The sequence below is a fragment of the Pseudomonas sp. FG29 genome, from assembly GCF_057809355.1.
This window is the reverse complement of the sequence record NZ_JBMDJU010000004.1, coordinates 131,734-156,848: the sequence shown is the minus strand read 5'-3', so window position 1 is coordinate 156,848 and position 25,115 is coordinate 131,734. Positions and strand designations below refer to the sequence as shown.

Genomic DNA, 25,115 nt, shown 5'->3' with positions numbered 1-25,115 from the left:
TTAGACTGCGCGAGTTCTTGTCGGGGTGCCCCATGTGAGGGGCTGAGATTGGCAACTGCCGGATCCCGTTGAACCTGATCAGGTTAAGGCCTGCGTAGGGAACAAGATGTCCTCGCCGCATTCGTGGCGAGTCTCTCGGCACCACCTCCGGTGCGCCCGCGCTCGTACTCCGCCCAGGTTCTACTCCGACATCCAGCCCGGAGAGCCCTGATGAGTACACAACAACAAAAGCACCTGAGCGAAAGCGCCCAGGTCGACCAGCAGTCCGTACAGCCCTTCCCCCGTTCGCAGAAAGTATATGTGCAGGGTTCACGCCCGGATATCCGCGTACCGATGCGCGAGATCAGCCTGGACGTCACCCCCACCGACTTCGGTGGCGAGATCAACGCACCGGTCACCGTCTACGACACCTCCGGCCCCTACACCGATCCGAACGTCACCATCGACGTGCGCAAGGGCCTGGCCGACGTACGCAGTGCCTGGATCGAGGATCGTGGCGACACCGAGAAACTACCGGGTCTGTCCTCCGAGTTCGGCCAGCGCCGCCTGGCCGATGAAGAGCTGACCAAGATGCGCTTCGCCCACGTGCGCAACCCGCGCCGGGCCAAGGCCGGGCATAACGTCAGCCAGATGCACTACGCCAAGAAGGGCATCATCACGCCCGAGATGGAATACGTCGCCATCCGCGAGAACATGAAGCTGGCCGAAGCCCGTGAAGCCGGCCTGCTCAATGAGCAGCACGCCGGCCACAGCTTCGGCGCCGCCATTCCGAAGGAAATCACCCCCGAGTTCGTGCGCAGCGAAGTCGCCCGCGGCCGCGCCATCATCCCGGCCAACATCAACCACGTGGAGCTGGAGCCGATGATCATCGGCCGCAACTTCCTGGTGAAGATCAACGGCAACATCGGCAACTCGGCGCTGGGTTCCTCCATCGAGGAAGAAGTGGCCAAGCTGACCTGGGGCATCCGCTGGGGCTCGGACACCGTCATGGATCTGTCCACCGGCAAGCACATCCACGAAACCCGCGAGTGGATCATCCGCAACTCGCCGGTACCGATTGGCACCGTGCCGATCTACCAGGCGCTGGAGAAGGTCGGCGGCATCGCCGAAGACCTGACCTGGGAGCTGTTCCGCGACACCCTGATCGAGCAGGCCGAACAGGGCGTGGACTACTTCACCATCCACGCCGGTGTACTGCTGCGCTACGTGCCGCTGACCGCCAAGCGCGTCACCGGCATCGTCAGCCGTGGCGGTTCGATCATGGCCAAGTGGTGCCTGGCGCACCACAAGGAAAACTTCCTCTACACCCATTTCGACGACATTTGCGAAATCATGAAGGCCTACGACGTGTCCTTCTCCCTGGGTGACGGCCTGCGCCCCGGCTCGATCGCCGATGCCAACGACGCCGCGCAGTTCGGCGAGCTGGAAACCCTCGGCGAGCTGACCAAGATCGCCTGGAAGCACGACGTGCAGTGCATGATCGAAGGCCCCGGCCACGTGCCGATGCACCTGATCAAGGAGAACATGGACAAGCAGCTGGAATGCTGCGACGAGGCGCCGTTCTACACCCTCGGCCCGCTGACCACCGACATCGCGCCGGGCTACGACCACATCACCAGCGGCATCGGCGCGGCGATGATCGGCTGGTTCGGCTGCGCCATGCTCTGCTACGTCACGCCCAAGGAGCACCTGGGCCTGCCGAACAAGGATGACGTGAAGACCGGCATCATCACCTACAAGATCGCCGCCCATGCGGCCGACCTGGCCAAGGGTCATCCGGGAGCACAGATCCGCGACAACGCGCTCTCCAAGGCGCGCTTCGAGTTCCGCTGGGAGGATCAGTTCAACCTCGGCCTCGACCCGGACACCGCGCGCGCCTACCACGACGAGACCCTGCCCAAGGACTCGGCCAAGGTGGCGCACTTCTGCTCCATGTGCGGGCCGAAGTTCTGCTCGATGAAGATCACCCAGGAAGTACGCGACTACGCCAAGGAGCAACGCATCGACGCCGTCGACCTGGAGGCCGAGCTGGGCATGCAGGCCAAGGCCGAGGAGTTCAAGGCGCAGGGCAGCCAGCTGTACCAGAAGGTGTAGCGACGCACTTTCCGTCAGCCAGGCTTGATCGGCGAGCACTATGCTCGCTAGTGTGATGCGTAACGGGCCGCAGTTCAGACCGTGTGAAACCGTAGCGAGCGAAGGTCAGGCAAGGCGAAAAACGGCGAGAAAGCGCAGTTTACGAGCTGTAAATGAGCATTTTGAGCCGTTTTTTAACGCAGCATGGCCGAGCGCAGTAGTTTTCACACAGTCTGATTTTGGCCCGTTACGACCATCTGGGGGTGCAATGAACAAAGACGACATCGACATCATCGAGCGCGAGAACTGCTTTCGCGGCTTCTACCGGCTTGACCGGATCAAGCTGCGCCATCGCCAGTTCGCTGGCAACATGGGCCCGCAACTGACCCGCGAGCTGTTCGTGCGTCACGACGCCGTCTGCGTGCTGCCCTACGACCCGCAGCGCGATGAAGTGGTGCTGATCGAGCAGTTCCGGGTCGGCGCCATGGACAAGGCGTCCAATCCCTGGCTGCTGGAGTTGGTCGCCGGGCTGATCGACAAGGACGAGGAGCCCGAAGAGGTCGCATGCCGCGAAGCGGTCGAAGAAGCCGATCTGATCCTCGGCCCGCTGTGGCCAATCACCCAGTATTTCCCCTCCCCTGGCGGCTCCGACGAGTTCGTCCACCTGTTCCTCGGTCGCTGCGACAGCAGCGGTGCCGGCGGTGTGCATGGACTGCCGGAGGAAGGCGAGGACATCCGCGTGCACGTGATGCCACTGGCCGATGCCCTGGCCGCCGTGCGCGATGGGCGCATCAACAACGCCGCCAGCATCATTGCCCTGCAATGGCTGGCGCTGAACCGCGACGAAGTACGGGGCATGTGGTCATGAATGCCCTGCGCGAGCGCTATCGGGTCGACCTGGTCGAACTGCAGAGCGCCTGCGAAGCCAACTACGCACGGCTGATGCGCCTGCTGCCGAACATGCGCAGCGGCCACCAGGCCCGCCGCGTGGCGCTCAGCCAGGGCGAGCACCTGCTGGGCGTGCTCAATCTGGAGGTGCAGGAAAGCTGCCCTTACACCACCACCCTGTGCGTGCGCCAGGAGCACAGCCTACCCTGGCTGCCGGTGCCACAGCTGGAGGTGCGGGTTTACCATGACGCACGCATGGCTGAAGTCATCGGCGCCGAAAATGCCCGGCGCCTGCACATTCGCTACCCTTATCCGAACGCCGCCATGCATCAGCCGGACGAGAAGAGTCAACTCAACCTATTCCTCGGCGAGTGGCTGAGCCATTGCCTGGCCTGTGGCCACGAGCCCCAACCGGTCATCTGAGGCCGTCTTCAAGCTTGCACCGCGCTGGCCGATAGCATCGCCTATGCGATCCAATGGCCTCTCCGGCAGTCGCTGCACCGATACCGCATAGACAGGCGCTCCCTTGCAAGCGCCAAATGCAGCGTTTTTCTGTGATGCAAGTCGAGTTCCTGGGTTTTCTCTTTACCGCGCCAGCCACCATAATTCAGTCGATTGCGACCTAGGAGACCGCCTTGCCGAGTCATGCCCCCCTCGCCACCGATTCCTCGGTGTTGCTGGTGCAACTGTCCGACAGCCATCTGTTCGCCGAAGCGGACGGCAAGCTGCTGGGCATGGATACCTGCGCCAGCCTGCAACGGGTGATCGAGCAGGTGCAGCAGGAGCAGCCCGGCATCGATCTGATCCTCGCCACTGGCGACCTGTCGCAGGATGGCAGCCTGGCATCCTACGAGCGGTTTCGCCGCCTCACCGAGGCATTCGCCACGCCCGTACGCTGGCTGGCCGGCAACCATGACGAAGTTCCGCCCATGCAGGCGGCCTGTGCCGACAGCACGCTGCTGGAGCCGGTGATCGATGTCGGCGCCTGGCGTGTCGTCATGCTCGACTCCTCGATCCCTGGCGCCGTACCGGGTTTTCTCGCCGACAGCCAGCTCGAGTTGCTCGAGCGCGCTCTGAGCGAAGCGCCCGAGCGCCATCACCTGATCTGCCTGCACCACCACCCGGTGTCCATCGGCTGCAAATGGATGGAGCCCATTGGCCTGCGCAATCCCGATACCCTGTTCGCCATTCTCGAGCGCCACTCACAGGCCCGCGCCGTGCTTTGGGGGCATATCCATCAGGAGTTCGATCAGCAGCGCGGCAACCTGCGCCTGCTCGCCTCGCCCTCGACCTGCGTGCAGTTCGCCCCGGGCAGCGAGGACTTCCAGGTCAGTAACGAAGCCCCCGGCTACCGCTGGCTGCGCCTGCACAGCGACGGCAGGCTGGAAACCGGCGTCTCGCGCGTTACCGGCATCACCTTCGAGATCGATTACAGCGTCAAGGGCTATTGAGGCCACACGCTGCAGACCTCAGTCTGCAGGAAAACCGCTTTGCGCTTGCCTGTAACCTGCCGCCTGAAGCCTACCGCCGCGTTTTGTAGTAGCCTCCCGCACCATGACTGCGTCCATCCTTTATATCCACGGCCTCAACAGCTCACCCGCCTCGCACAAGGCCAGGCAGTTGAGCCGCGCCATGACGCACCTGCAAATCGCCGAGCATCTACGCGTACCGGCGCTGCATCATCATCCGCGCCAGGCCATGGCCCAGCTCGAAGCATTGGTGGCCGAGCTCGGCTCGCCGCTGCTGGTCGGCAGCTCGCTGGGCGGCTATTACGCCACCTACCTGGCCGAGCGGCATGGCCTCAAGGCCCTGCTGATCAACCCGGCGGTGCGCCCGCACCTGCGCTTCGATGGCTACCTCGGCCCGCAGAAGAATTTCTACAGCGACGAGACCTGGGAACTCACCGAAGATCACATCCACGCCCTGGCCGAGCTGGAAGTGGCGCCGCCACAGGACGCCAGCCGCTATCAGGTGTGGCTGCAGAGCGCTGACGAAACCCTCGACTACCGCGACGCCGAACGCTACTACCGGGCCTGCGCCCTGCGCATCCAGGCCGGCGGCGATCATGGCTTCCAGGGCTTCACCGAACGCTTGCCGGCACTCTTCGCTTTCGCCGGCATTGGCGCCACACTTTGGCGCGATACCGACTTTTCCGCATTCAATTGATGACCAAGAGACCCTATGGCCCAGCAGAACGCCTATAACGCAGACGCCATCGAAGTCCTTTCCGGCCTCGACCCGGTGCGCAAGCGCCCGGGCATGTACACCGACACGACGCGCCCCAACCACCTGGCCCAGGAGGTGATCGACAACAGCGTCGACGAAGCCCTGGCCGGGCACGCCAAGTCGATCCAGGTGATCCTCCACGAGGACAACTCCCTGGAAGTGCTCGACGACGGTCGCGGCATGCCGGTGGACATCCACCCGGAAGAAGGCGTACCAGGCGTCGAGCTGATCCTCACCAAGCTGCATGCCGGCGGCAAGTTCAGCAACAAGAACTACCAGTTCTCCGGCGGTCTGCACGGCGTCGGCATCAGCGTGGTCAACGCCCTGTCGACGCGCGTGGTGGTTACCGTCAAGCGCGACGGCAGCGAATACCAGATGAGCTTCGCCGACGGTTTCAAGGCCAGCGATCTCGAAGTCATCGGCAGCGTCGGCAAGCGCAACACCGGCACCAGCGTGCACTTCTGGCCGGACACCAAGTATTTCGACTCCTTCAAGTTCTCCGTCAGCCGCCTCAAGCATGTGCTCAAGGCCAAGGCCGTGCTGTGCCCGGGCCTGAGTGTCACGTTCGAGGACAAGGCCGCCGGCGAGAAGGTCGAGTGGCTGTACGAGGATGGTCTGCGCTCCTACCTGGTCGATGCCGTCAGCGAATTCGAGCGCCTGCCCGCCGAGCCCTTCGTCGGCAGCCTGGCCGGCAACAAGGAAGCGGTGGACTGGGCGCTGCTGTGGCTGCCCGAAGGTGGCGACGCGGTGCAGGAAAGCTACGTCAACCTGATCCCAACCGCGCAGGGCGGCACCCACGTCAACGGCCTGCGCCAGGGCCTGCTGGACGCGATGCGCGAGTTCTGCGAGTTTCGCAACCTGCTGCCGCGCGGGGTCAAGCTGGCCCCGGAAGACATCTGGGAACGCATCGCCTTCGTTCTCTCGATGAAGATGCAGGACGCCCAGTTCTCGGGCCAGACCAAGGAGCGCCTGTCCTCCCGTGAGGCCGCTGCCTTCGTTTCCGGCGTGGTCAAGGACGCCTTCAGCCTGTGGCTCAACGCCAACCCGGAAACCGGTCTGCAACTGGCCGAGCTGGCCATCAGCAACGCCGGGCGCCGCCTCAAGGCCGGCAAGAAAGTCGAGCGCAAGAAGATCACCCAGGGCCCGGCATTGCCAGGCAAGCTGGCCGACTGCGCCGGGCAGAACCCGCTGCGCTGCGAGCTGTTCCTGGTCGAGGGTGATTCGGCCGGCGGTAGCGCCAAGCAGGCGCGCGACAAGGAATTCCAGGCCATCATGCCGCTGCGCGGCAAGATCCTGAACACCTGGGAAGTGGACGGCAGCGAAGTGCTGGCCAGCCAGGAAGTACACGATATCGCTGTGGCCATCGGTATCGATCCGGGTTCGAGCGACCTGAGTCAGCTGCGCTACGGCAAGATCTGCATCCTCGCCGACGCCGACTCCGACGGCCTGCACATCGCCACCCTGCTCTGCGCCCTGTTCGTCCGGCACTTCCGCCCGCTGGTCGATGCCGGGCACGTTTACGTGGCCATGCCACCGCTGTACCGCATCGACCTGGGCAAGGAGATTTTCTACGCCCTGGACGACGCCGAGCGCGACGGCATCCTCGACCGCCTGGTGGCCGAGAAGCGCCGCGGCAAGCCGCAGGTCACGCGCTTCAAGGGTCTCGGCGAGATGAACCCGCCGCAACTGCGCGAAACCACCATGGATCCGAACACCCGTCGCCTGGTGCAGCTCACGCTGGATGATTTCGACGGCACCCGCGAGGTGATGGACATGCTGCTGGCGAAAAAGCGCGCCAGCGACCGCAAGAACTGGCTGGAGTCCAAGGGCAACCTGGCCGAGGTATTGGCCTGATGCGCAGGCTGATCCTGGCCACCAGCCTGCTGGCCGGCCTGGCGCAGGCGGAGCCGGCAGCGCTGGAAGAGCTACGCCTGAACGCCGAATACCCGGTCGAAGGCATGGCCAACGGCAATCTCTCCGGCCTGGCCAAATGCGGCGAGACCCTGTGGGCGCTCTCGGATCGCGACGACGACCGCGTATTCCAGCTCAACCTCGATGGCGATCACCTGCAAGCCGAAGCGGAAACCTTCGTCGCCCCGGAGCCGCCCGAGAGTCAGCAGCCCTGGGGGATGCGCATGCGCAACTGGGCGGCCAGCCTGGTACGTGGCGGCACCCTGGATTTCGAGGGTTTGAGCTGTGACGCGCAGGGCAATCGCTATCTGGTCAGCGAAACCCAGTCTGCCGTATTGCAACTGGCGCCCAACGGCGCCGCCCAGTGGCTGCGCCTGCCCAATGCCCTGATACGCCAGGCGCGTGCCAGCGGCATGTTGCTGCACTTCAACCAGGGGTTCGAGGGCATCGCCATCGACCCCGCTGGCGAACGCCTGTGGCTGGCCGCCGAGCAACGCCGCCGGGGCCTGGCCGTGCTGCATCGGCAGAACAGCACCTGGCGCTGTACCGGCGGCTGCGTACTGTTCAATGACAGCGGTACGCAGCCATCGCCGGCAGCGTTGGGTGGGCACGACGCGCCGCGCGACTTCTCCGGCCTGAGCTACTTCGAGCACAAACTGTTCACCCTCGAACGCCAGGCCTATCGCATCTGCCGCCGCACGCTGAGCGATGGCGCAGTCGAGCGCTGCTGGTCGTTCGCGGCCGAGGCGCTCAGCGAACCCCGTCGCTACACGGCGGACTATGGCGTGGCCGAGGCCCTGTGGATCGACAAGGACGGCGCCTGGATCGGCGTCGACAACGGCGATCTGACGCGTGCCGATGGCGAACAGCGCCCCATCGTCTGGCGCTTCGCCGCGCCGGCCGGCGGCTGGAGCCAGCGCCAGTGAGCGAGCAGGCTCCGGGCAAGCGTGCCGGACGGGTGATGTGGGTGCTCGCCTGGGGCGCCGGCTTGCTGTTGGCCACGCATTTCTTCGGCAACTGGGAAGACCGCCAGCGCAACCCCAATCAGATACCGCAATCGGTGCATGGCGAGGGCTACGTGGAAATCAGCCTGGCCGGCAACCGCCAGGGCCATTACCTGCTGGACGGGCAGATCGACGGCCAGCCGGTAACCTTCCTGCTCGACACCGGCGCCACCGCTGTAGCCATCCCCGAAGCGCTGGCACGCAAGCTCGGCCTCAAGCGTGGCGCACCGATCACCCTGAGCACCGCCAATGGCCGTGCCACCGGGCACCGCACCCGCCTGGACAGCCTGCGCCTGGGCGACATCGAACTGCGCGACGTGGCCGCGCTGATCGCCCCCGGCATGGACGGCGACGAAGTGCTGCTGGGCATGAGCGCCCTGAAACAACTCGAATTCACTCAGAAGGGCGGCACCCTGGTGCTGCGCCAATCAACCCTGCAATGAGGCCCGCATGAGCGAATCCCTCGATTTGAGCCTGGAAGGCGTGGAGCGTCGGTCGCTGGCCGAGTTCACCGAACAGGCCTACCTGAACTACTCCATGTACGTGATCATGGATCGCGCCCTGCCGCATATCGGAGACGGCCTCAAGCCGGTGCAGCGCCGCATCATCTATGCCATGAGCGAGCTGGGCCTGGACGCCGATTCCAAGCACAAGAAGTCGGCGCGCACCGTCGGCGACGTGCTCGGTAAGTACCACCCACACGGCGACAGCGCCTGCTACGAAGCCATGGTGCTGATGGCGCAGCCGTTCAGCTACCGCTACACCCTGGTCGATGGCCAGGGCAACTGGGGTGCGCCGGACGATCCCAAGTCCTTCGCCGCCATGCGCTACACCGAGGCGCGCCTGTCGCGTTACTCCGAGGTGCTGCTCGACGAACTGGGCCAGGGCACCGTCGACTGGGTGCCGAACTTCGACGGCACCATGAACGAGCCGGCCACCCTGCCGGCGCGCCTGCCCAACCTGCTGCTCAACGGCACCACCGGCATCGCCGTGGGCATGGCCACCGACGTGCCGCCGCACAACCTGCGCGAAGTCGCCGCCGCCTGCGTGCGTCTGCTCGACGAGCCGAGCGCGGGTATCGAACAGCTGATGGAACACGTGCAGGGCCCGGATTTCCCCACCGAGGCGGAAATCATCACGCCACGCGCCGACCTGCTGAAGATCTACCAGACCGGTCGCGGCTCGGTGCGCATGCGCGCCGTATACCGCGTCGAGGACGGCGATATCGTCGTCACTGCGCTGCCGCACCAGGTTTCCGGGGCCAAGGTGCTGGAACAGATCGCCGCGCAGATGCAGGCCAAGAAGCTGCCGATGATCGCCGACCTGCGTGATGAGTCCGACCACGAGAACCCCTGCCGCATCGTCATCATCCCGCGCTCCAACCGGGTCGATGCCGAAGAGCTGATGACCCACCTGTTCGCCACCACCGACCTGGAGTCCAGCTATCGGGTCAACACCAACGTCATTGGCCTCGACGGCAAACCGTCGGTCAAGGATCTACGCACCCTGCTCAGCGAGTGGCTGGTGTATCGCGTCGGCACCGTGCGCCGCCGCCTGCAGTTCCGCCTGGACAAGGTGGAGAAGCGCCTGCACCTGTTGGAAGGCTTGCTGATCGCCTTCCTCAACCTCGACGAAGTCATCCGCATCATCCGCAGCGAGGATCATCCCAAGCCGGTGCTGATGGAGCGCTTCGGCCTCACCGACATTCAGGCCGATTACATCCTCGACACCCGCCTGCGTCAGCTCGCCCGCCTGGAAGAAATGAAGATCCGCGGCGAGCAGGACGAACTGGCCAAGGAGCGCGAAAAACTCCTGGCCCTGCTCGGCAGCGAAGCCAAGCTGAAAAAACTGGTGCGCAAGGAAATCCTCGAAGACGCCGAAAAATACGGCGACGACCGCCGCTCGCCGATCGTCGAGCGCGCTGAAGCCCGTGCCCTGTCGGAAACCGAGCTGATGCCGACCGAACCGGTCACCGTGGTGCTCTCGGAAAAAGGCTGGGTGCGCTGCGCCAAGGGCCACGACATCGACGCCACCGGCCTGTCCTACAAGGCCGGTGACGGCTTCAAGGCGGCAGCGCCAGGCCGATCCAACCAGTACGCGGTATTCATCGACTCGACCGGGCGCAGCTACTCGCTGGCCGCCCACAGCCTGCCATCGGCGCGCGGTCAGGGCGAGCCGCTGACCGGCCGCCTGACACCGCCGCCAGGCGCCAGCTTCGAGTGCCTGCTGCTGCCCGATGACAGTGCGCTGTACGTGATCGCCTCGGACGCGGGCTACGGCTTCGTGGTCAAGGGCGAAGACCTGCAGGCCAAGAACAAAGCCGGCAAGGCCTTGCTGACCCTGCCCAACGGCGCCCACGTGGTCGCGCCCAAGCCGCTGAACAGCCTCGAAGACGACTGGCTGGCGGCAGTCACCACCGAAGGCCGCCTGCTGCTGTTCCCCGTGCGCGACCTGCCGCAACTGGGCAAAGGCAAGGGCAACAAGATCATCGGCATCCCCGGTGAGCGCGTGGCCAGTCGCGAGGAGTACCTGACGGATCTGGCCGTTCTGCCGAACGGTAGCAGCCTGGTCTTGCAGGCCGGCAAGCGCACCCTGACACTCAAGGCCGATGACCTCGAACACTACAAGGGTGAGCGTGGCCGCCGTGGTAACAAGCTGCCGCGCGGCTTCCAGCGGGTCGATCAGTTGCTGGTCGAGTGATCCCAGCCGTCTGACAGACGGCAGTAAGGGCTGGAGTCAAAAGGCGGTTTGACGGATGATACGCGGCTCGGGCTGCCGGTCTTGGCAGCCCATTGGCATGAAATGCTATTGATGTGCAGCCTTCATCCTGGCTGCCGGGATCTGATGATGACCGTAGTACGCCCCCTGGGCCTGTTCCTGGCCTCTCTGCTGACGCTGAGTGGCTGTAGCCTGCTGCAACCCAAGCCGGTACCGCTCTACCAGCTGGATGCCGGCGAAGCGGTGGCACCGAACCAGCAGAACGGCGTTGCAGTTCTGGTCGGGCCCGTCAGCGTCGCCGACTACCTGCGCAACGGCAATCTGCTGCAACGCCAGGCGGACGGCAGCCTGGTGGCCGCCCCCAATGCGCGCTGGGCCAGTGGCTTGGCCAACGATATCGACCAGCAACTGCTGCGTCAGTTGGCCTGGCGTCTCGACAGCCAACGCCTGGTACTGGCTCCAGCGCCCGGTTTCAGCGCCGATGCGCAAGTGATGCTGACCATCACCCGCCTCGACTCTGGCCCCAGCGAGCCCGCCGTGCTGGAAGCGCAATGGCGACTGCTCGACCGCCGCGGCCAGTTGCGTGACAGTCGCCTGATCCACCTGGAAGAGAAACACGACGGTAGCCTGCCGCAGCAGGTCAAGGCGCAGAGCGTTCTGCTGCAGCGCATGGCGGCCGAATTGGCAGTGGCCATCCAGCCGGTGGTAGCGCTGGTCGAACAACCGGCGCCAGTTGTACGGAGGAAGCCAGCCCCCTCCAAACCGGAAGTTCAGGCGCCGCCACAGGTGCCGAAGATCCCGGTGGCCGAGCCCATCAAGATCGATAAGGAAGTTTTCCGCTTCTAAGAAAAAGCCCGCGAATGCGGGCTTTTTCATGGCTATTTCGTCGCTACTTCAGCTCACTCGATCCCTTGCCGAGCAGTCGTCTGGCGACGATCAGCAACTGGATCTGCTGGGTACCTTCGAAGATGTCGAGAATCTTCGAGTCGCGCGCCCATTTCTCCAGCAGTTCGTCCTCCGCATAGCCCATGACACCCGCCAGCTCGACGCATTTGAGGGTGACCTCACTGGCTACGCGCCCGGCCTTGGCCTTGGCCATGGACGCCTCCTTGGAATTGGGCAGCTTGTTGTCGGCCATCCAGGCCGCCTTGAGAGTCAGCAGCCGCGCGGCCTCCCATTCTGCCTCCAGACGATAGAGGGTGGCTTCGGCATGGCTGACACTCAATAGCGGCTTACTGTAATCCAGCCGCATACCAGCCTTGCGCAGCAGCGCACGGGTGCGGTCGAGTGCCGCCTTGGCCACGCCGACGGCCATGCCAGCCACCAGCGGTCGGGTATTGTCGAAGGTTTCCATCACCCCGGCGAAGCCTTTTTGCACGTCTATCTCGGCGTTGCCAAGCAGGTTGGCCGCCGGCACCCGGCAGTCACTGAAACTGATCGAGGCGGTATCCGAAGCCTTGATGCCGAGCTTCTTCTCCAGACGGGTGACAGTCATGCCTGGCGTGCCCTTCTCCACCACGAACGACTTGATCGCCGCCCGGCCGAGGCTGCGGTCGAGGCTGGCCCAGACCACCACCGCGTCGGCACGCTCGCCGGAGGTGACGTAGATCTTCTCGCCATTGAGCACGTAGTGATCGCCGTCCTTGACCGCCGTGGTGCGAATGGCAGCCGAATCCGACCCACAGCTCGGCTCGGTGATGGCCATGGCCGCCCAGGTCTTGCCGAAGCGCGCCAGTTGCTCGTCGTTGGCCACGGCGGCGATGGCGGCGTTACCCAGGCCCTGACGCGGCATGGCCAGCAGCAGACCGACATCGCCCCAGCACAGCTCCATCACGCCGAGCAACGCTGCCATGTTGCCGCCGTTGCGGATGCCTTCCTGCTGCTCGCGGGCGGCCCCGCGCTTGCTCGCCGAACCGGCGCCGACGGCATCCGGTGAGCCGGCGTTCATGCCGTCGAGCAAGGCGGCGAGCATGTCCAGCTCCTTGGGATAGGCATGCTCGGCCTTGTCGTACTTGCGTGAGATCGGCCGCAGGTAACGTGCCGCGACCTGATGAGCCTGATGCTGCAGGCCACGGAATTTCTTCGGGGTTTCCAGGTTCATGCTGGCCTTCCTTTCAAAGGTGCAAACCGCCGGCGAGCACGCCGACACTGCGCAAATCGCGATACCAGCGCTCCACTGGGTGTTCCTGGGTGAAACCATGACCACCGAGCAGTTGCACCGCATCGCAGCCGATCTTCATCGCCTTCTCCGCACACAGCAGGCGGGCTAGATAGGCCTCACGGTGAAATGGCTGGCCACTCTCGGCCAGCGCGCAGGCGCGCCAGAGCATCAGGCGCATGGACTCCAGCTCGATGGCGATATCGGCAATCATGAAGGCGACGCCCTGACGATGGCTGATCGGCTCGCCGAACGCCTGGCGTTCGTTGCAGTAAGGCACCACGTAATCCAGCGCAGCCTGCGCCGTGCCGACGGCCAGCGCACAGAAGGCCAGCGCCGAGTAATCGAGAAAGGCCTGAAAGTCGAAATCGGCGCCCGCCAGGCGCTGGCTGGCCGGCACCTTCACGCCTTTCAACTGGATGCGCGCCAGACCACAAGCCTTGAGCCCCATGGCCGGCTCGGCGCGGCGGCTGACGCCTTTGCTCGCCGCGTCGACCACAAACAGCGCCGGCCCATCCCCCGCTTTGGCCGCGACGATCAGACGGCTGGCCTGCAGGCCGCCGAGTACCAGTGCCTTCTCGCCATCGAGGATGTAATGCTTGCCGCGTTTGCGGGCACGGCTGGCCGGCAGCTTGGGATCAGCCAGTATGGCCGGTTCCGTCACAGCCAGGGCGTAGGCCGGTGCCCCGGCTTCGCCCACGAACGCAGGCAACCATTCGCCCTGCTGCGCCGGCGAACCCCAGCGACGGATGCAATTGGCCGCCGAGAGCGGTATCAGCAACGAGGCAGCCAACGAGAAGTCGCCCTGAGCCAGGCTCTCGGCGATCAGCGCATTGCTCAGCACGGTGCGCTCACTGGCCAGGCCACCCTGCGCTTCGCCGACGCCATAGTGGGCCAACCCCAGCTCCTGCGCCTGATTGAGCAACGCCGCCGGCACTCGCGCCTCGGCATCGGCCTCATGCGCTGCCGGGCGCAATACGTCCAGGGCGAAGCCCTGGAGCATGTCCACCAGCATTTGCTGCTCTTCGGAAAGCGACAAGTCGAAGAGATCATCGGTTCTGGCCGGCGCGGTACGCGGCCGCGTCGACGCACGCTCGGCCATCAGGCGAAAGCTGGCACGGCTGCCGGTAAAGACGAACTTCTCGAAGGGTTTGCGCAGGTTGAGGCGATCCGGCCAGTCGGCCTGGGCCAGCTTGCTCAGTACGCTCAGGGCCTGGCCCTGTACATCGACACTCATGGCATCTCGCTCCTCGCGGGTGATGCCGTCGATGATGCGTCGCCGACTGGCGAGCGCCTATGACCGTCAAGCCGCAGCGCTGCGGCAATCGGGTCAACAGGGGCAGCGCTGCGTTTGATTCGCGATCAATGCGCTGCCAGAGTCACTTGCTGCGAATCTTCTCGACGATTGCGGTGGTGGAGCTGTTCTCCACCAGACCGAGCACGCGCACCTCACCGCCGTATGCCTGGACGATATCGGCGCCGACCACCTGGTCGATGCCATAGTCACCGCCCTTGACCAGTACATCGGGCTGTACCTGCTTGAGCAGGCGCTCGGGGGTGTCCTCGCTGAAGCTCACCACCCAGTCCACCGCACCCAGGCCGGCCAGCACCGCCATACGACGGTCGACAGCATTGATCGGACGACCCGGGCCTTTCAGACGGCTAACCGAGCCATCGTCGTTGATCGCCACGATCAGGCGGTCGCCCTGGGCACGGGCCTGCTCCAGGTAGGTCACGTGACCAGCATGGAGGATGTCGAAGCAGCCATTGGTGAAGACGATCTTCTCGCCGTGAGCCCGGGCGTCCTCAATGGCGATCAGCAGTTGATCCAGGCTCAGCACGCCGCGCTCGGAACCTTCCTCGCGCTGTACGGCGCGGCGCAGCTCTGGCGCGCTGATGGCTGCCGTGCCGAGCTTGCCGACCACGATGCCGGCCGCCAGGTTGGCCAGGGCCACAGCGTTCGGCAGTTCCTCGCCAGCGGCGATGGAAGCCGCCAGGGTGGAGATCACCGTGTCCCCAGCACCGGTGACGTCGAACACTTCACGGGCACGGGCCGGCAGATGCAGCGGGGCATGCCCCGGACGCAGCAGGGTCATGCCATGCTCGCCGCGCGTCACCAGTAGGGCGCCCAGCTCCAGTTCGGTCATCAGCTTGGCACCCTTGCTGACCAGTTCGGCCTCATCGACGCAGCCGCCGACGATGGTTTCGAACTCGTGCAGATTCGGCGTGATCAGGCTGGCGCCACGGTAGATGGAGAAATCCTTGCCCTTCGGGTCGGCCAGCACCGGAATGTTCTTCCTGCGTGCAGCCTGGATCAGCGCCTGATGGTTCTGCAGCGCACCCTTGCCGTAGTCCGACAGCACCAGCACCTTGACCCCATCGAGCAGCGCATCAACATCGCGCGCCAGGGCGGCGGTGTCGGTGTTGAACAGCTCTTCGAAATCCATGCGCAGCAGTTGCTGGTGACGACTCATCACCCGCAGCTTGACGATGGTCGGCTGGTCATCCAACTGCTGGAAATGCGTTTCCACACCGGCACCGCGCAGGCTGTCGCTGAGGCTGTCGGCGGCTTCATCTTCGCCGGTCACGCCGACCAGCAGGGCGCGCGCGCCGAGCGCCGCGATGTTCAGCGCCACGTTGGCGGCGCCACCTGGGCGATCCTCGATCTGGTCGACACGCACCACGGGCACCGGAGCTTCCGGGGAAATCCGCGACGTGCCGCCATGCCAGTAGCGATCGAGCATCACATCGCCCACCACCAGAACGGCGGCTTGGTCATAGCGGGGCATGGTCAGTTTCATGATGGCTCCAGAAGGGGAGAAAAACGGAAAAATCATAGCATGACGAATATGGCAGGCTGCTCAGAGCGGGCGAACCCAGAACAACTCATGCCGGCGCACGGCCTTGCGGAAGAACTCATCTTCGCCCGTGGCCGGCCAGCGGCGCCCGGCCAGGGCCCACTGAATCAGGCGACGCAGACGCCTTTTCAGCGGCAGCGGGCCTTGCAGGTCATGCTGCAGGCCCAGCGCCATGGCCTTGTCCAGTTGCCGCTCGGCATCCAGCGGCGGGCTCCACAGGCGGTCGGCCGGCAGCGCCGTGATCGCCGGCGGCAAGGCGATGCCATTGCCCGCCGGGCCCATCGGCCAGCGATCGTTGTCATGCAGGTGGTTGGCGTAGAGCAAGAGGGTTTGCGGCTTCCAGCCGCTGCACTCGCAGGCTTCGAGCAGGGCACGCGTACTGGCTACATGATCGTGATGCGGATCGAGTTGCGGATGCGGCGTCAGCAGCACTTCGGGGCGGTAATGCTCGATCACCGCCACCAGGTCGGCGATCAGGTTGTTCCAGGTCGGTTGGCCGTCGGCATCGGCCGGCAGAGTCAGCGGGTTGTGACGGCGCACAGGGCGCACATCGCTTTCCCCTGACTCACGGGAGCCGAAGGGCACCTGCGGTTGCTCGGCCATGGCCGTCAGTTGCAGGCAGTAGTAGCCGAGCTGCACGCAGCGCTGCTGCGGCACGCCCCCCCAGAGCGGCGCGGCCAGGCTGTCCCAGGCACGCAGGCGGCCCTTCAGGCGAGCGGCGGCAGCCTGATCCAGGCCGAGGCGCTGATAGTTTTCGGCCTCGATCTCACCCTGAGTCAGGGTGACGATGGCGGTGTCGGACGAGCGGCTGTACTGACCAAAGGCCGCCAGCTCGGCATCGTCGGCATGCGGCGCGATGATCAGCATGCGCTGCGCGGCATAGTCCGGGTTGCGCATGACATGCAGGCGCAGCTCGCCATCGATGCGGCAAAAGCGTGGAACGATGCGCAGACCGTTGGCCTGCAAACCGGACAGATTGAGATAGCGACGCCCGGCCACGCCACGCTCGAAGTCCTGACGATCATCACCCAGCCACACATGGGGATCGAACCAGCGCCCCAGCCAGGTCGCCGTCAGGCGCAGTTCGAGTACCTGAGTGTCATAGCCGTCCAGATCGGCCTCGACCTGCAGCGCCCCCTGCTCGATACGCACCGGCACGCTGAGGCAATCATCGGGGAAGTCGTAGCGGTAATCGTCGCGCGGCGAATAGAACAGATGGTCGGCGAACCAGGCCTCATGCGCCACCCAACCCAGCACCAGCAGCAGAGGCGGCAGCCACCAGGCGACGAGCACACCGAGCACAAGCAAGGCCAGCAGGGCTACCAGCATGGCGATGCGCTTGTTGCGCCGGTGGCGCTTGAGCAGTTGTTGCTTGCGTCCGTTCATGGCCTCACACCTGATAGACCGGTACCCGATTGCACCAGCGATCCTTGTATTCGCGGTCGGCGCGGCCGAAGGAATAGCGCAGCGGCTTGCCCAGCGCCCGCGACTGTTCCCATTCGCTTTGCGTATTGACGAAGCTGAGCACGCTGCCGGGGCTGAACTCACGCTGCTGCGGATCAACCCCGCCGTTGATGTACTCCAGGCTGATCCATTGCGGCGCCTCGACACGGTAGAGCACCTGGATCGCCACCGGCTCGTCGTTCAGATAGATCAAGGAACCGGTCATGAACTCACGCAACAGGCCGAACACCTCCGCCAGATGATCCTTGCCGGTGGCCTCGAAGCCCCAACGACGCTGGAACAGGTCGGCATAGATGCGTGCCTGCTCCTCGGGCCTCAGCTCCAGCATCGGCCGAATCACCCCGCCCGCCTCTTCCAGCAGGCGCTGCTCACGGCGTTGGTTGTAACGGAATTTCTTGCTGTATTGCTCCGGCTCACGGGCCAGCGCCAGGCCTTCGGGCTGCTCGCTGATGCCGATGAGCCCGGCCGCATTGAGTTCGGACAGGTAGCGCACCCGATGGCGCAGCGCAACCTGCGCACCAGTTGCTAGCGGCAGAATGATCTCGGCATTACCCAGATCGAACAGACCGCGCTTGCCCTGCTGCTTGAGCACATCCTTGGACAAGGCCAGATGCCGCCCCCAGGTCGGGATAGCGGCTTGCAGCTCGCCATCGACCTTCCACGCCAGGTAACGCACCGGGATACCGGCCAGATCAGCCAGACGCGCGACCACCTCGGGATGGGTGGCGACGCTGCCGCCAAAACGCGCCCAGGCCTCGGCGTAGTCAGCAGCGGAAATCGGTGCCCAGCCACGCTCACGCCAGAATTGCAGACGACTCAACATCAGGCGTTCTGCTCGGCCACGACGGACTCGTCGCCTTCCTCGAACTGCTTGGCATGCAGGCGCGCGTAGTAGCCGTTCTGCGCCAGCAGTTCGGCGTGGCTGCCACGCTCGACGATCTGCCCCTGATCCATCACCAGAATCAGATCGGCCTTCTCGATGGTAGTCAGGCGGTGCGCGATCACCAGCGTGGTACGGCCCTGCATCACCTGATCCAGTGCTGCCTGGATATGCCGCTCGGACTCGGTATCCAGCGCCGAAGTGGCCTCGTCGAGAATCAGCAGCGGCGCATCCTTGAGCAGGGCGCGAGCAATGGCCAGGCGCTGACGCTGACCGCCGGAGAGCAACACACCGTTCTCACCGACCAGGGTGTCGTAACCTTGCGGCATTTTCTCGATGAACTCGGCGGCATAGGCATCGGCGGCAGCCTGCTGCACGGCCTCGAGCGGTGCACCGGCCAGATCACCGTAGGCGATGTTGTTACGCACGCTGTCGTTGAACAGGGTGACGTGCTGGGTGACCAGCGCGATATGCCGGCGCAGGTTGCGCAGGGTGTAATCCTCAACATCCAAGCCGTCTAGCAGGATCTGCCCTTGATCATGGTGATAGAAGCGCGGAATCAGGTTGGCCAGGGTCGACTTACCGCTGCCTGAGCGACCGACCAGCGCGATCATCTGCCCTGGCTCGGCGACGAAGGAGATGTTCTCCAGCACCGGCTTCTCGGTTCCCGGATAACTGAAGCTGAGGTCACGCACCTCGAGCTGGCCGCTGACACGCTCACGCGTCTGCGTGCCATGATCCACTTCGGGCTCCTCGTCGAGTTGCTCGAAGATGCTTTCGGCGCCCGCAATACCCTTCTGAATGTTCGAACTCACTTCAGACAGCTGGCGAATCGGCTTGGGCAAAAGACCGGCGAGCGTGATGTAAGCCACCAGATCACCCGCCGAGGAATCACCACGTAACCACAGCACGAGGAACATCAACACCGCCATGGCGCTGTAGATCACCAGTTGCAACGACGGCGTATACACCGCACCGGTGCGCACCATCTTCAACTGCTTGTTCTTGTTCTCCTCACTGGCATCGAGGAAACGCTGCTTCTCGTAATCCTCACCACCGAAACTGCGCACCACTCGGTAGCCCTGGATGCTTTCAGAGGTGACATGGGTGACGTCGCCCATGCTGGTCTGGATCTTCTTGCTCTGCTTGCGGAATTTCCGGCTGGTACTGGTCACCATCACACCAATTACCGGGAGGATGGCCAGCATCACCAAGGTCAGCTTCCAGTTCATCAATAGCAGCGTGGCGAACAGGAACACCACCGTCATGCCTTCGCGTACCACCACCTTGATCGCGTCGGTCGCCGCACCGGTGACCATGGTCACGTTGTAAGTGATACGCGAGATCAGGTGACCGGAGTTGTGGTTGTCAAAGTAGCGGTTGGGCAGCGTCAACATATTGTTGAAAAGCGCGATGCGCAGATCCTGCACCAGGCCCATCGAGACCTTGGCCAGGTAATAGTTGCCCAGAAACGAACCGATGCCCTGCCACAGGGCGATCAGCACGATCAACAGCGGCACGGCCTGCAGCAGCTTGAGATGGGCCAGCCAGGGCGCATATTCCAGCAACCAGGGCACGCCGGCGAATAGACTGGCCTCCGGGTTGGACAGACCATCGACGAAGTACTTGAGGATGTAGCCCAGCATTGGCTGGGTGGAAGCGAAGATCAGGAAGCCAAGGATACTGATGGTGAACAGGCCCCAATAGGGAACCACGTAGCGCAGCAATCGCAGATACACCTTCAAGCTGGATTGCTGGTTGGAATTGGCCATTCGGCTTGCCTCATGCGCTGGCAGGGTTAGCAAGAGGCGGATTGTACCAGTAGCTTCCTGTTACGCGCCTCAGCACTCCCTGAAGTTTTTATGCCATGCCCTATAGCAGCCTTGAGCACAATAATTTGACTCAATCGAGTCTCTTTAGCCCGACGCCAGCATCGGCGCGGCGAGCTGCAATGACCAGCGATAGCCCAATCGGTAGCCAGGTGACAAACCACTCTGCTCGTGGGCTGCCCCAAAGGCTGGCAGCATCGAATTGCAGTGCTAAAAAGGAGACCAGAAGACTGCTCAACAAAAGACGACCTTCCCACGAAGTACGTCCCAGCCAGGCAACACGGAAAGCTGCTAGCCACAGCCCACTCCAGAGCAGCAACCCGGGAATACCGAGCTCAATGGCTGCGTGAGTAAAAGCATTGTGTGAATGATCGAAACCTCGGGGGTAATCAGCGGTATATACGCGGTAGTCCGAACCGATTCCCAGACCAAGCAAGGGGCTGTCCATGATCATCTGCACACTGGAGGCGAATATCTCCGGGCGGTAGGAGAAACCCCGCTGCAGAATGAACGGCATGAACAGAACCGCACCAACAACCGCCAGGACGCAGGTAGTCAGCGCGACCAGCCAGGCGATGCGCCCGCCACTCCAAAGTGGCATGGACAGCAGAGACAACGCGAGAGCCAACATGGCACCGCGACTCTGCCCGAGCACGACAAATGCGATCAGCAGGAAGATCAACGCACTCCATACGAGGCGCTGCCAAGGCTCACGAGGTATGAACTGCAGCCCCCACATGACGGCCAACGACATCACATAGGCACCGAGGATGGGATGGCCAGCCTGCCCGATGCCATACAACCTTGCCTCTAGCGGATGCATGCCTTGCACGTAGAACAGATAGAAACTGACCGGACAGGACAGGGCCAGCGCAACAAATGCCAAGCCCAAGCCTTTCCATACTAATGTCGGGCGCAACTCGGCCAGGATCAGAAAGGAAACTAGAAACAAGGCAACGTAGACAACCCGCTTGAGCTCCCTGAGCGGCGCTTCGGCTGCAGTCCAAAGCGTACTCAGAGCCGCCCAGCTCAACAGGGCCAACAACAACCCCAGCAAAATTTTGTTCGCCGACCAGATCGGCCGCAACTGTTTGTGCAGAGCAATCACTGCAACCAGTGCCGGCAGCCACACCAATAACACCAGCCCTTGCTGGTAAAGTTTGTTGCTAGGCGACCAGACAATGCCAAAGAGAAACCACAGATAACCCACGAACAGGACGCCAACGGCCCAGGTACTGCGAGCGCCTACCATCTTCACTCCAGTAAGATGAGCCATCTGACGACAGCCTTGTATTGAGAGGATGGTATTCTACACACCATCAAGATACTGGCTCCCCCCGATGACTCACGCTACACAAATGGTTTACCTGGCTTTCGGTGCAGAAACCTATCAACGCGAAAGCGTGTTCAGCATTGTCAGTGCACTGACGCACGCTAATGAATGCAAACACATCGAGCCTTTCAGTATTCGGGTATTCACTGATGCCCCGAGCTTTTTCAACAATCTCCCGGTGCAGATCAGTGCAATCGATCCGAGCTGGTCCGGCCCGCACCGCTACCACTTCCGTATCAAGCACATGGTGCTCAAGGAGGCCTTGCAGAATTGCGAAAAGGCCGTTCTTATTGACACCGATACGTTCTTTCGCAAGTCACCCGCCGCGCTGTTCAAGCGCATCGCTCCGGGAAAACTTCTTTGCAATGCGATAGGACAACCGCTCAGCGAAGCCTCGTCGCTGCCTGTAGAAATGCTGGCTCGTCTAGAGCAAGCCAAGCTTCCGCTCACGAGTTTGCGCCAGACCAATTCCGGGGTCATAGGCCTCATGCAAAGCGATCAGAACCTTTTGGAGCGCTCCATCGCCTGGATGGATGAGTTGCGCCCCATGGCGCCAGAGCTTTATACCCTGGAAGAGCTTTGCCTGGCCCTGGCCGCACACGGACGGATGGAACTCCATGCGTGCACCGATGTGATTCATCACTACTGGAGCCGTAAGGCACAGTTTCGCGCGAAGGTGGAGTCCTGGTTCAGCAAACATCACATGGCCCCACTCAGCCAGGAGGCAATGCAGGACACCCTCCTTCTGAATGACCGTTTGCCGCGCCCTCCTCACCCATACCGTGGCTGGCAAAAGCTTGTAACCCGACTGGTTCCATGCGAGCGCCGACAATTCTTCCGCGAACTGCTTTATGGCTGCCACAGCTACCCCAACGAGTTCGACCGTGCCTGCGCCAGCGCCTGGTGGGACAAGGCCGTCATCAATGCCCAGGAGCGACTCGGACGACCATTGACTGCCGGGGAGCTGCAGCTATGGCTCAATGAGCCTGTGCTGAAAATGCTGGCCGGAAACCATTATCAGGCCCTGTACTCTCATATACTTGCCCGTTTCGCAGCCAACTGAACGTCCGGCCTATTCATGCCTATCAAGAACATATTGACTAACGACATGCTGGCCAAGCTGACGACCGGCGCGCAGGTAATGGAAGAGGACAGTCTAGGCCCCAAGGTGTATAGGCTGGCCGACGGCAATTTTCTCAAGGTGTTCAGGCGCAAGCGCCTGCTTTCCTCGGCGCTGCTGGTGCCCTATTCGCAGCGTTTCTGGCGCAATGCCAAGCGCCTCAAATCACTGGGCGTACCCACTCTCACACCGCTGGAGCTTTATCAGTTGGAGGCTCCATCACTGAGCGCGGTGCTATATAGCCCGTTGCAGGGTAAAACACTCAAGGACTGCTATCAGAATGACCCGGACGCCTTTTCCGAGCATTTACCGGATCTGATCGTCTTCATTCGGAACCTGCACCGCCTCGGCATCTATTTCCGATCCCTGCACCTAGGCAATATCGTGCGAACGCCAGAAGGCTCACTGGGCCTGATCGACATTGCGGATCTCAGTTTTCAGCGCAGACCACTTTCAAAAGCCAAAGCCAGACGCAACCTTGCCCATTTCTCACGCCCACTCGAGAATCTCGGCATCGCCAAACAGTTCCCGATGGCGGCACTGACCGCGGCTGTTCTGGATAACTAGCGCAATAAAGCCCGATAAAACTCACAGAAGCGCGTCCAGGCGCGCTCGGGATCGAGGCCTGCGCGCTGCGCACGCGCCAATGCACCCAGGTCGCCCGACAGATACTGGTTCAGAGCAACCTCCCAGCTCTGCTGATCAAGGGCAAGCAAGCCGAAGTCACCATCGAGCTGTTCGCGAAAAACCGGCAGATCCGTCGCCAACACCGGCACACCGGCGATCACGGCTTCAGGCAACACCAACCCCAAGCCCTCCTGGCGAGAAGGAATGCACAACAGGTCAAATGCCTGGTACAGGCTGGGCGCATCTGCCACATGACCGGGCAGATGAACTTGCGCGGCGACACCAAGCGCCTCTGCCAGCTTGACCAACGCCTCTCGTTCCGGCCCCTGCCCTACTATCACCAGGCGATCCTGGGGATGCCCCCTCAGCCAGCCAGCTGCTGCTTCGATCAGCAGAGCGAAGCCCTTGTCCTTGACCAGTCGCCCTACAGCACCGATTACACGCCCGCTCGCCACCTCTGCAAGACCCAAAGTCCGCAAGGCCTCTTCTCTCGTTCTGAGCGAAGCAAGCAGCGACGTGGGTTCCAGAGCGATACGCACGCCTGCCACGTTGCGCCCGATCTGGCGCTCCAGATCGCTCGCCAATGTTGCTGAAACCGCGACCAGATCAAGCCTTTTGGAAGGGAAACGCTGCAGAAGCCTGATCTGATCAGGCCTCAGCCGCCTGTGGCCATGGAAAAGCACGATTACACGCGCGCTGCTCAATGCTGCCAGCAATGGAAGCACGTATGCAGCCACACCGATGCCGTCGAGTAGCACCAACCGTGGCTGGCAGACGTCCAGCCTGCCAGCAAGACGGCGGCGATCAAACCAGCGCCTGAGCGCAGCAAGACCCCGCCCTTTGATGCGTGCCGAAGAGAGTTCAAGACGCGAAACCTCGCCGATTTCTGCCAGGGGCTGGGCCTCCCCACCCTGCAACAAGAGACTCGCGACGACCGCACCAGGCTCGACGAACCGCAGAATATCGCGATGTACCTTGTGCACGGAGACGAACGAGCTCCCTCCACCCCACATGATATTCAGGATATCCACGTGCGCCTGCATTAGTAGTGAACACCTATCTTATGCAACTGCCGCTGCAGCCAGGAGGGCTGTCGCGCAGGACGTAACGGCACACGCATGGTCTCGACAATCTGACTCCCGATAGCCGCAAAGCCAAAATGCTGTTCGGCCAGTTGACGCCCCGCCTCGGCGATTGCGGCAGCCCTTTGCGAATCTTGCCGCAACAGGTTCAGCTTTTCGCGCAACTCTGGGACGTTCCGATAGAGAACCAGATTGTGCATATCGACGAAGCCCAACGCTGAGTTCTCCACCTCACCATGATCATAAGCCAGCAGCACACAACCACAGGCCATCGCCTCGAAGTTCTTGATCATGTACTCCCCCATGCCCACGTCCGCACTGACAAAGAAACGGATGCGGTTGAGGGTCTCACAGTACTCCTCACCCGATTTGGTCTTGGTGACGAGCAGGTTCTCGTGGCGCCCCAATTCATCCAACAGCGCCTTGCGACCGCTGTAGGCCACGCTCTTGGTGCTGCCGACGAACGCGAGTTCGATGTCTCGCTCGCGATCAGAGCAGGTCAGCAAGGCCTGGTCATAGCCCTTGGGGACGAAGCAGGCATCGAAGCCCTCTTCGCGCAGGCGCTGGCTGACCTGCGCACCAGAGCTGATGATGCGTACCCAAGGCATGCGACGGTAATGGGCGCTGAACTTACCCGTGTACTTGCACGGAATGTAGTTCTGGTAGGCGTCGTGCTCGAGGATCACCAGATTCGGCAGCGTACGAATGAACCGCCACTGACGCATTTCCTTCTTGAAGCGAAGGAAGAAAAGGATCCGGTCATAATTCGCCAGGTCGACGTGCTCACGAAAATAACGCTTCAGATTGGCCTGCTCATCGCTGCTCAGCCAGCGGATGTCACAGCTATCGCACGCCTCGGCAATGCCTTCATACAGGCGATCCAGTATCGCTCGCTGCTCGGCCTGAACCAGAAAAAGCACCTTCACAGGGTCACCTCGAAAACG

At 63.0% G+C, this 25,115-nt stretch carries 21 protein-coding genes and 1 riboswitch; of the genes, 12 read left to right on the top strand and 9 right to left on the bottom strand.

Annotated elements, in window-relative coordinates:
* Positions 1-11: 11 nt before the first annotated feature.
* Positions 12-118, top strand: a riboswitch (TPP riboswitch).
* Between the two features lie 92 nt (positions 119-210).
* From thiC to ACODS1_RS07295, 10 genes are all read left to right on the top strand, one after another.
* A complete protein-coding gene (gene thiC, locus ACODS1_RS07340) occupies positions 211-2,094 on the top strand; it encodes a phosphomethylpyrimidine synthase ThiC (protein WP_489085110.1) in 1,884 nt (627 codons plus the stop codon).
* A 247-nt stretch (positions 2,095-2,341) separates the two neighbouring features.
* Positions 2,342-2,941, top strand: a complete 600-nt coding sequence (locus tag ACODS1_RS07335; RefSeq protein ID WP_489085109.1) for an NUDIX domain-containing protein — start codon at positions 2,342-2,344, stop codon at positions 2,939-2,941.
* Positions 2,932-3,384, top strand: coding sequence for a DUF1249 domain-containing protein (locus ACODS1_RS07330; protein WP_322979788.1), 453 nt, complete (start codon positions 2,932-2,934; stop codon positions 3,382-3,384). Before ACODS1_RS07335 ends, ACODS1_RS07330 begins: the two co-directional genes overlap by 10 nt.
* A gap of 212 nt (positions 3,385-3,596) precedes the next feature.
* Positions 3,597-4,412: a 3',5'-cyclic-AMP phosphodiesterase gene (gene cpdA / locus ACODS1_RS07325; RefSeq protein ID WP_489085108.1), complete on the top strand. Its 816-nt coding sequence runs from the start codon at positions 3,597-3,599 to the stop codon at positions 4,410-4,412.
* A gap of 103 nt (positions 4,413-4,515) precedes the next feature.
* On the top strand, positions 4,516-5,127 hold the full coding sequence (locus ACODS1_RS07320) for a YqiA/YcfP family alpha/beta fold hydrolase (protein WP_489085107.1): 612 nt from the start codon (positions 4,516-4,518) through the stop codon (positions 5,125-5,127).
* A gap of 15 nt (positions 5,128-5,142) precedes the next feature.
* The gene (gene parE / locus ACODS1_RS07315; RefSeq protein ID WP_489085106.1) at positions 5,143-7,041 is read left to right on the top strand and encodes a DNA topoisomerase IV subunit B; all 1,899 of its coding nucleotides are present in this window, start codon (positions 5,143-5,145) and stop codon (positions 7,039-7,041) included.
* On the top strand, positions 7,041-8,024 hold the full coding sequence (locus tag ACODS1_RS07310) for an esterase-like activity of phytase family protein (RefSeq protein ID WP_489085105.1): 984 nt from the start codon (positions 7,041-7,043) through the stop codon (positions 8,022-8,024). Before parE ends, ACODS1_RS07310 begins: the two co-directional genes overlap by 1 nt.
* The gene (locus tag ACODS1_RS07305) at positions 8,021-8,545 is read left to right on the top strand and encodes a retropepsin-like aspartic protease family protein (RefSeq protein ID WP_489085104.1); all 525 of its coding nucleotides are present in this window, start codon (positions 8,021-8,023) and stop codon (positions 8,543-8,545) included. The genes ACODS1_RS07310 and ACODS1_RS07305 overlap by 4 nt, the downstream gene beginning before the upstream one ends.
* Before the next feature lie 7 nt (positions 8,546-8,552).
* The gene (parC, locus tag ACODS1_RS07300; protein ID WP_489085103.1) at positions 8,553-10,802 is read left to right on the top strand and encodes a DNA topoisomerase IV subunit A; all 2,250 of its coding nucleotides are present in this window, start codon (positions 8,553-8,555) and stop codon (positions 10,800-10,802) included.
* A 144-nt stretch (positions 10,803-10,946) separates the two neighbouring features.
* The gene (locus ACODS1_RS07295) at positions 10,947-11,666 is read left to right on the top strand and encodes a PqiC family protein (protein WP_489085102.1); all 720 of its coding nucleotides are present in this window, start codon (positions 10,947-10,949) and stop codon (positions 11,664-11,666) included.
* 43 nt (positions 11,667-11,709) lie between these two features.
* On the opposite strand, the gene ACODS1_RS07290 is transcribed toward ACODS1_RS07295, so the two are convergent.
* The 7 genes from ACODS1_RS07290 to ACODS1_RS07260 all read right to left on the bottom strand — a co-directional run bounded on the left by ACODS1_RS07290 (position 11,710) and on the right by ACODS1_RS07260 (position 21,285).
* The gene (locus ACODS1_RS07290; RefSeq protein WP_489085101.1) at positions 11,710-12,921 is read right to left on the bottom strand and encodes an acyl-CoA dehydrogenase family protein; all 1,212 of its coding nucleotides are present in this window, start codon (positions 12,919-12,921) and stop codon (positions 11,710-11,712) included.
* 13 nt (positions 12,922-12,934) lie between these two features.
* Complete coding sequence (locus tag ACODS1_RS07285) at positions 12,935-14,215, bottom strand: acyl-CoA dehydrogenase family protein (RefSeq protein WP_489085100.1); 1,281 nt, start codon at positions 14,213-14,215, stop codon at positions 12,935-12,937.
* Between the two features lie 142 nt (positions 14,216-14,357).
* Complete coding sequence (gene hldE, locus ACODS1_RS07280; RefSeq protein ID WP_489085099.1) at positions 14,358-15,779, bottom strand: bifunctional D-glycero-beta-D-manno-heptose-7-phosphate kinase/D-glycero-beta-D-manno-heptose 1-phosphate adenylyltransferase HldE; 1,422 nt, start codon at positions 15,777-15,779, stop codon at positions 14,358-14,360.
* A 60-nt stretch (positions 15,780-15,839) separates the two neighbouring features.
* Positions 15,840-17,222: a PIG-L deacetylase family protein gene (locus tag ACODS1_RS07275; RefSeq protein ID WP_489085098.1), complete on the bottom strand. Its 1,383-nt coding sequence runs from the start codon at positions 17,220-17,222 to the stop codon at positions 15,840-15,842.
* A gap of 4 nt (positions 17,223-17,226) precedes the next feature.
* Positions 17,227-18,123: a GNAT family N-acetyltransferase gene (locus ACODS1_RS07270; RefSeq protein ID WP_489085097.1), complete on the bottom strand. Its 897-nt coding sequence runs from the start codon at positions 18,121-18,123 to the stop codon at positions 17,227-17,229.
* Positions 18,123-19,952, bottom strand: a complete 1,830-nt coding sequence (msbA, locus tag ACODS1_RS07265; RefSeq protein WP_489085096.1) for a lipid A export permease/ATP-binding protein MsbA — start codon at positions 19,950-19,952, stop codon at positions 18,123-18,125. Before msbA ends, ACODS1_RS07270 begins: the two co-directional genes overlap by 1 nt.
* 130 nt (positions 19,953-20,082) lie before the next feature.
* Positions 20,083-21,285: an O-antigen ligase family protein gene (locus ACODS1_RS07260; RefSeq protein ID WP_489085095.1), complete on the bottom strand. Its 1,203-nt coding sequence runs from the start codon at positions 21,283-21,285 to the stop codon at positions 20,083-20,085.
* 82 nt (positions 21,286-21,367) lie between these two features.
* On the opposite strand from ACODS1_RS07260, the gene ACODS1_RS07255 reads away from it, so the two are divergent.
* The gene (locus ACODS1_RS07255; protein WP_489085094.1) at positions 21,368-22,405 is read left to right on the top strand and encodes a hypothetical protein; all 1,038 of its coding nucleotides are present in this window, start codon (positions 21,368-21,370) and stop codon (positions 22,403-22,405) included.
* A 15-nt stretch (positions 22,406-22,420) separates the two neighbouring features.
* Positions 22,421-23,029: a protein kinase family protein gene (locus ACODS1_RS07250; protein ID WP_489085093.1), complete on the top strand. Its 609-nt coding sequence runs from the start codon at positions 22,421-22,423 to the stop codon at positions 23,027-23,029.
* Here ACODS1_RS07250 and ACODS1_RS07245 read toward each other — a convergent pair.
* A complete protein-coding gene (locus tag ACODS1_RS07245) occupies positions 23,026-24,120 on the bottom strand; it encodes a glycosyltransferase (RefSeq protein WP_489085092.1) in 1,095 nt (364 codons plus the stop codon). The two genes, ACODS1_RS07250 and ACODS1_RS07245, sit on opposite strands and share 4 nt — an antisense overlap.
* Before the next feature lie 11 nt (positions 24,121-24,131).
* On the bottom strand, positions 24,132-25,097 hold the full coding sequence (locus tag ACODS1_RS07240) for a glycosyltransferase family protein (RefSeq protein ID WP_489085091.1): 966 nt from the start codon (positions 25,095-25,097) through the stop codon (positions 24,132-24,134).
* Positions 25,098-25,115 lie beyond the last annotated feature (18 nt).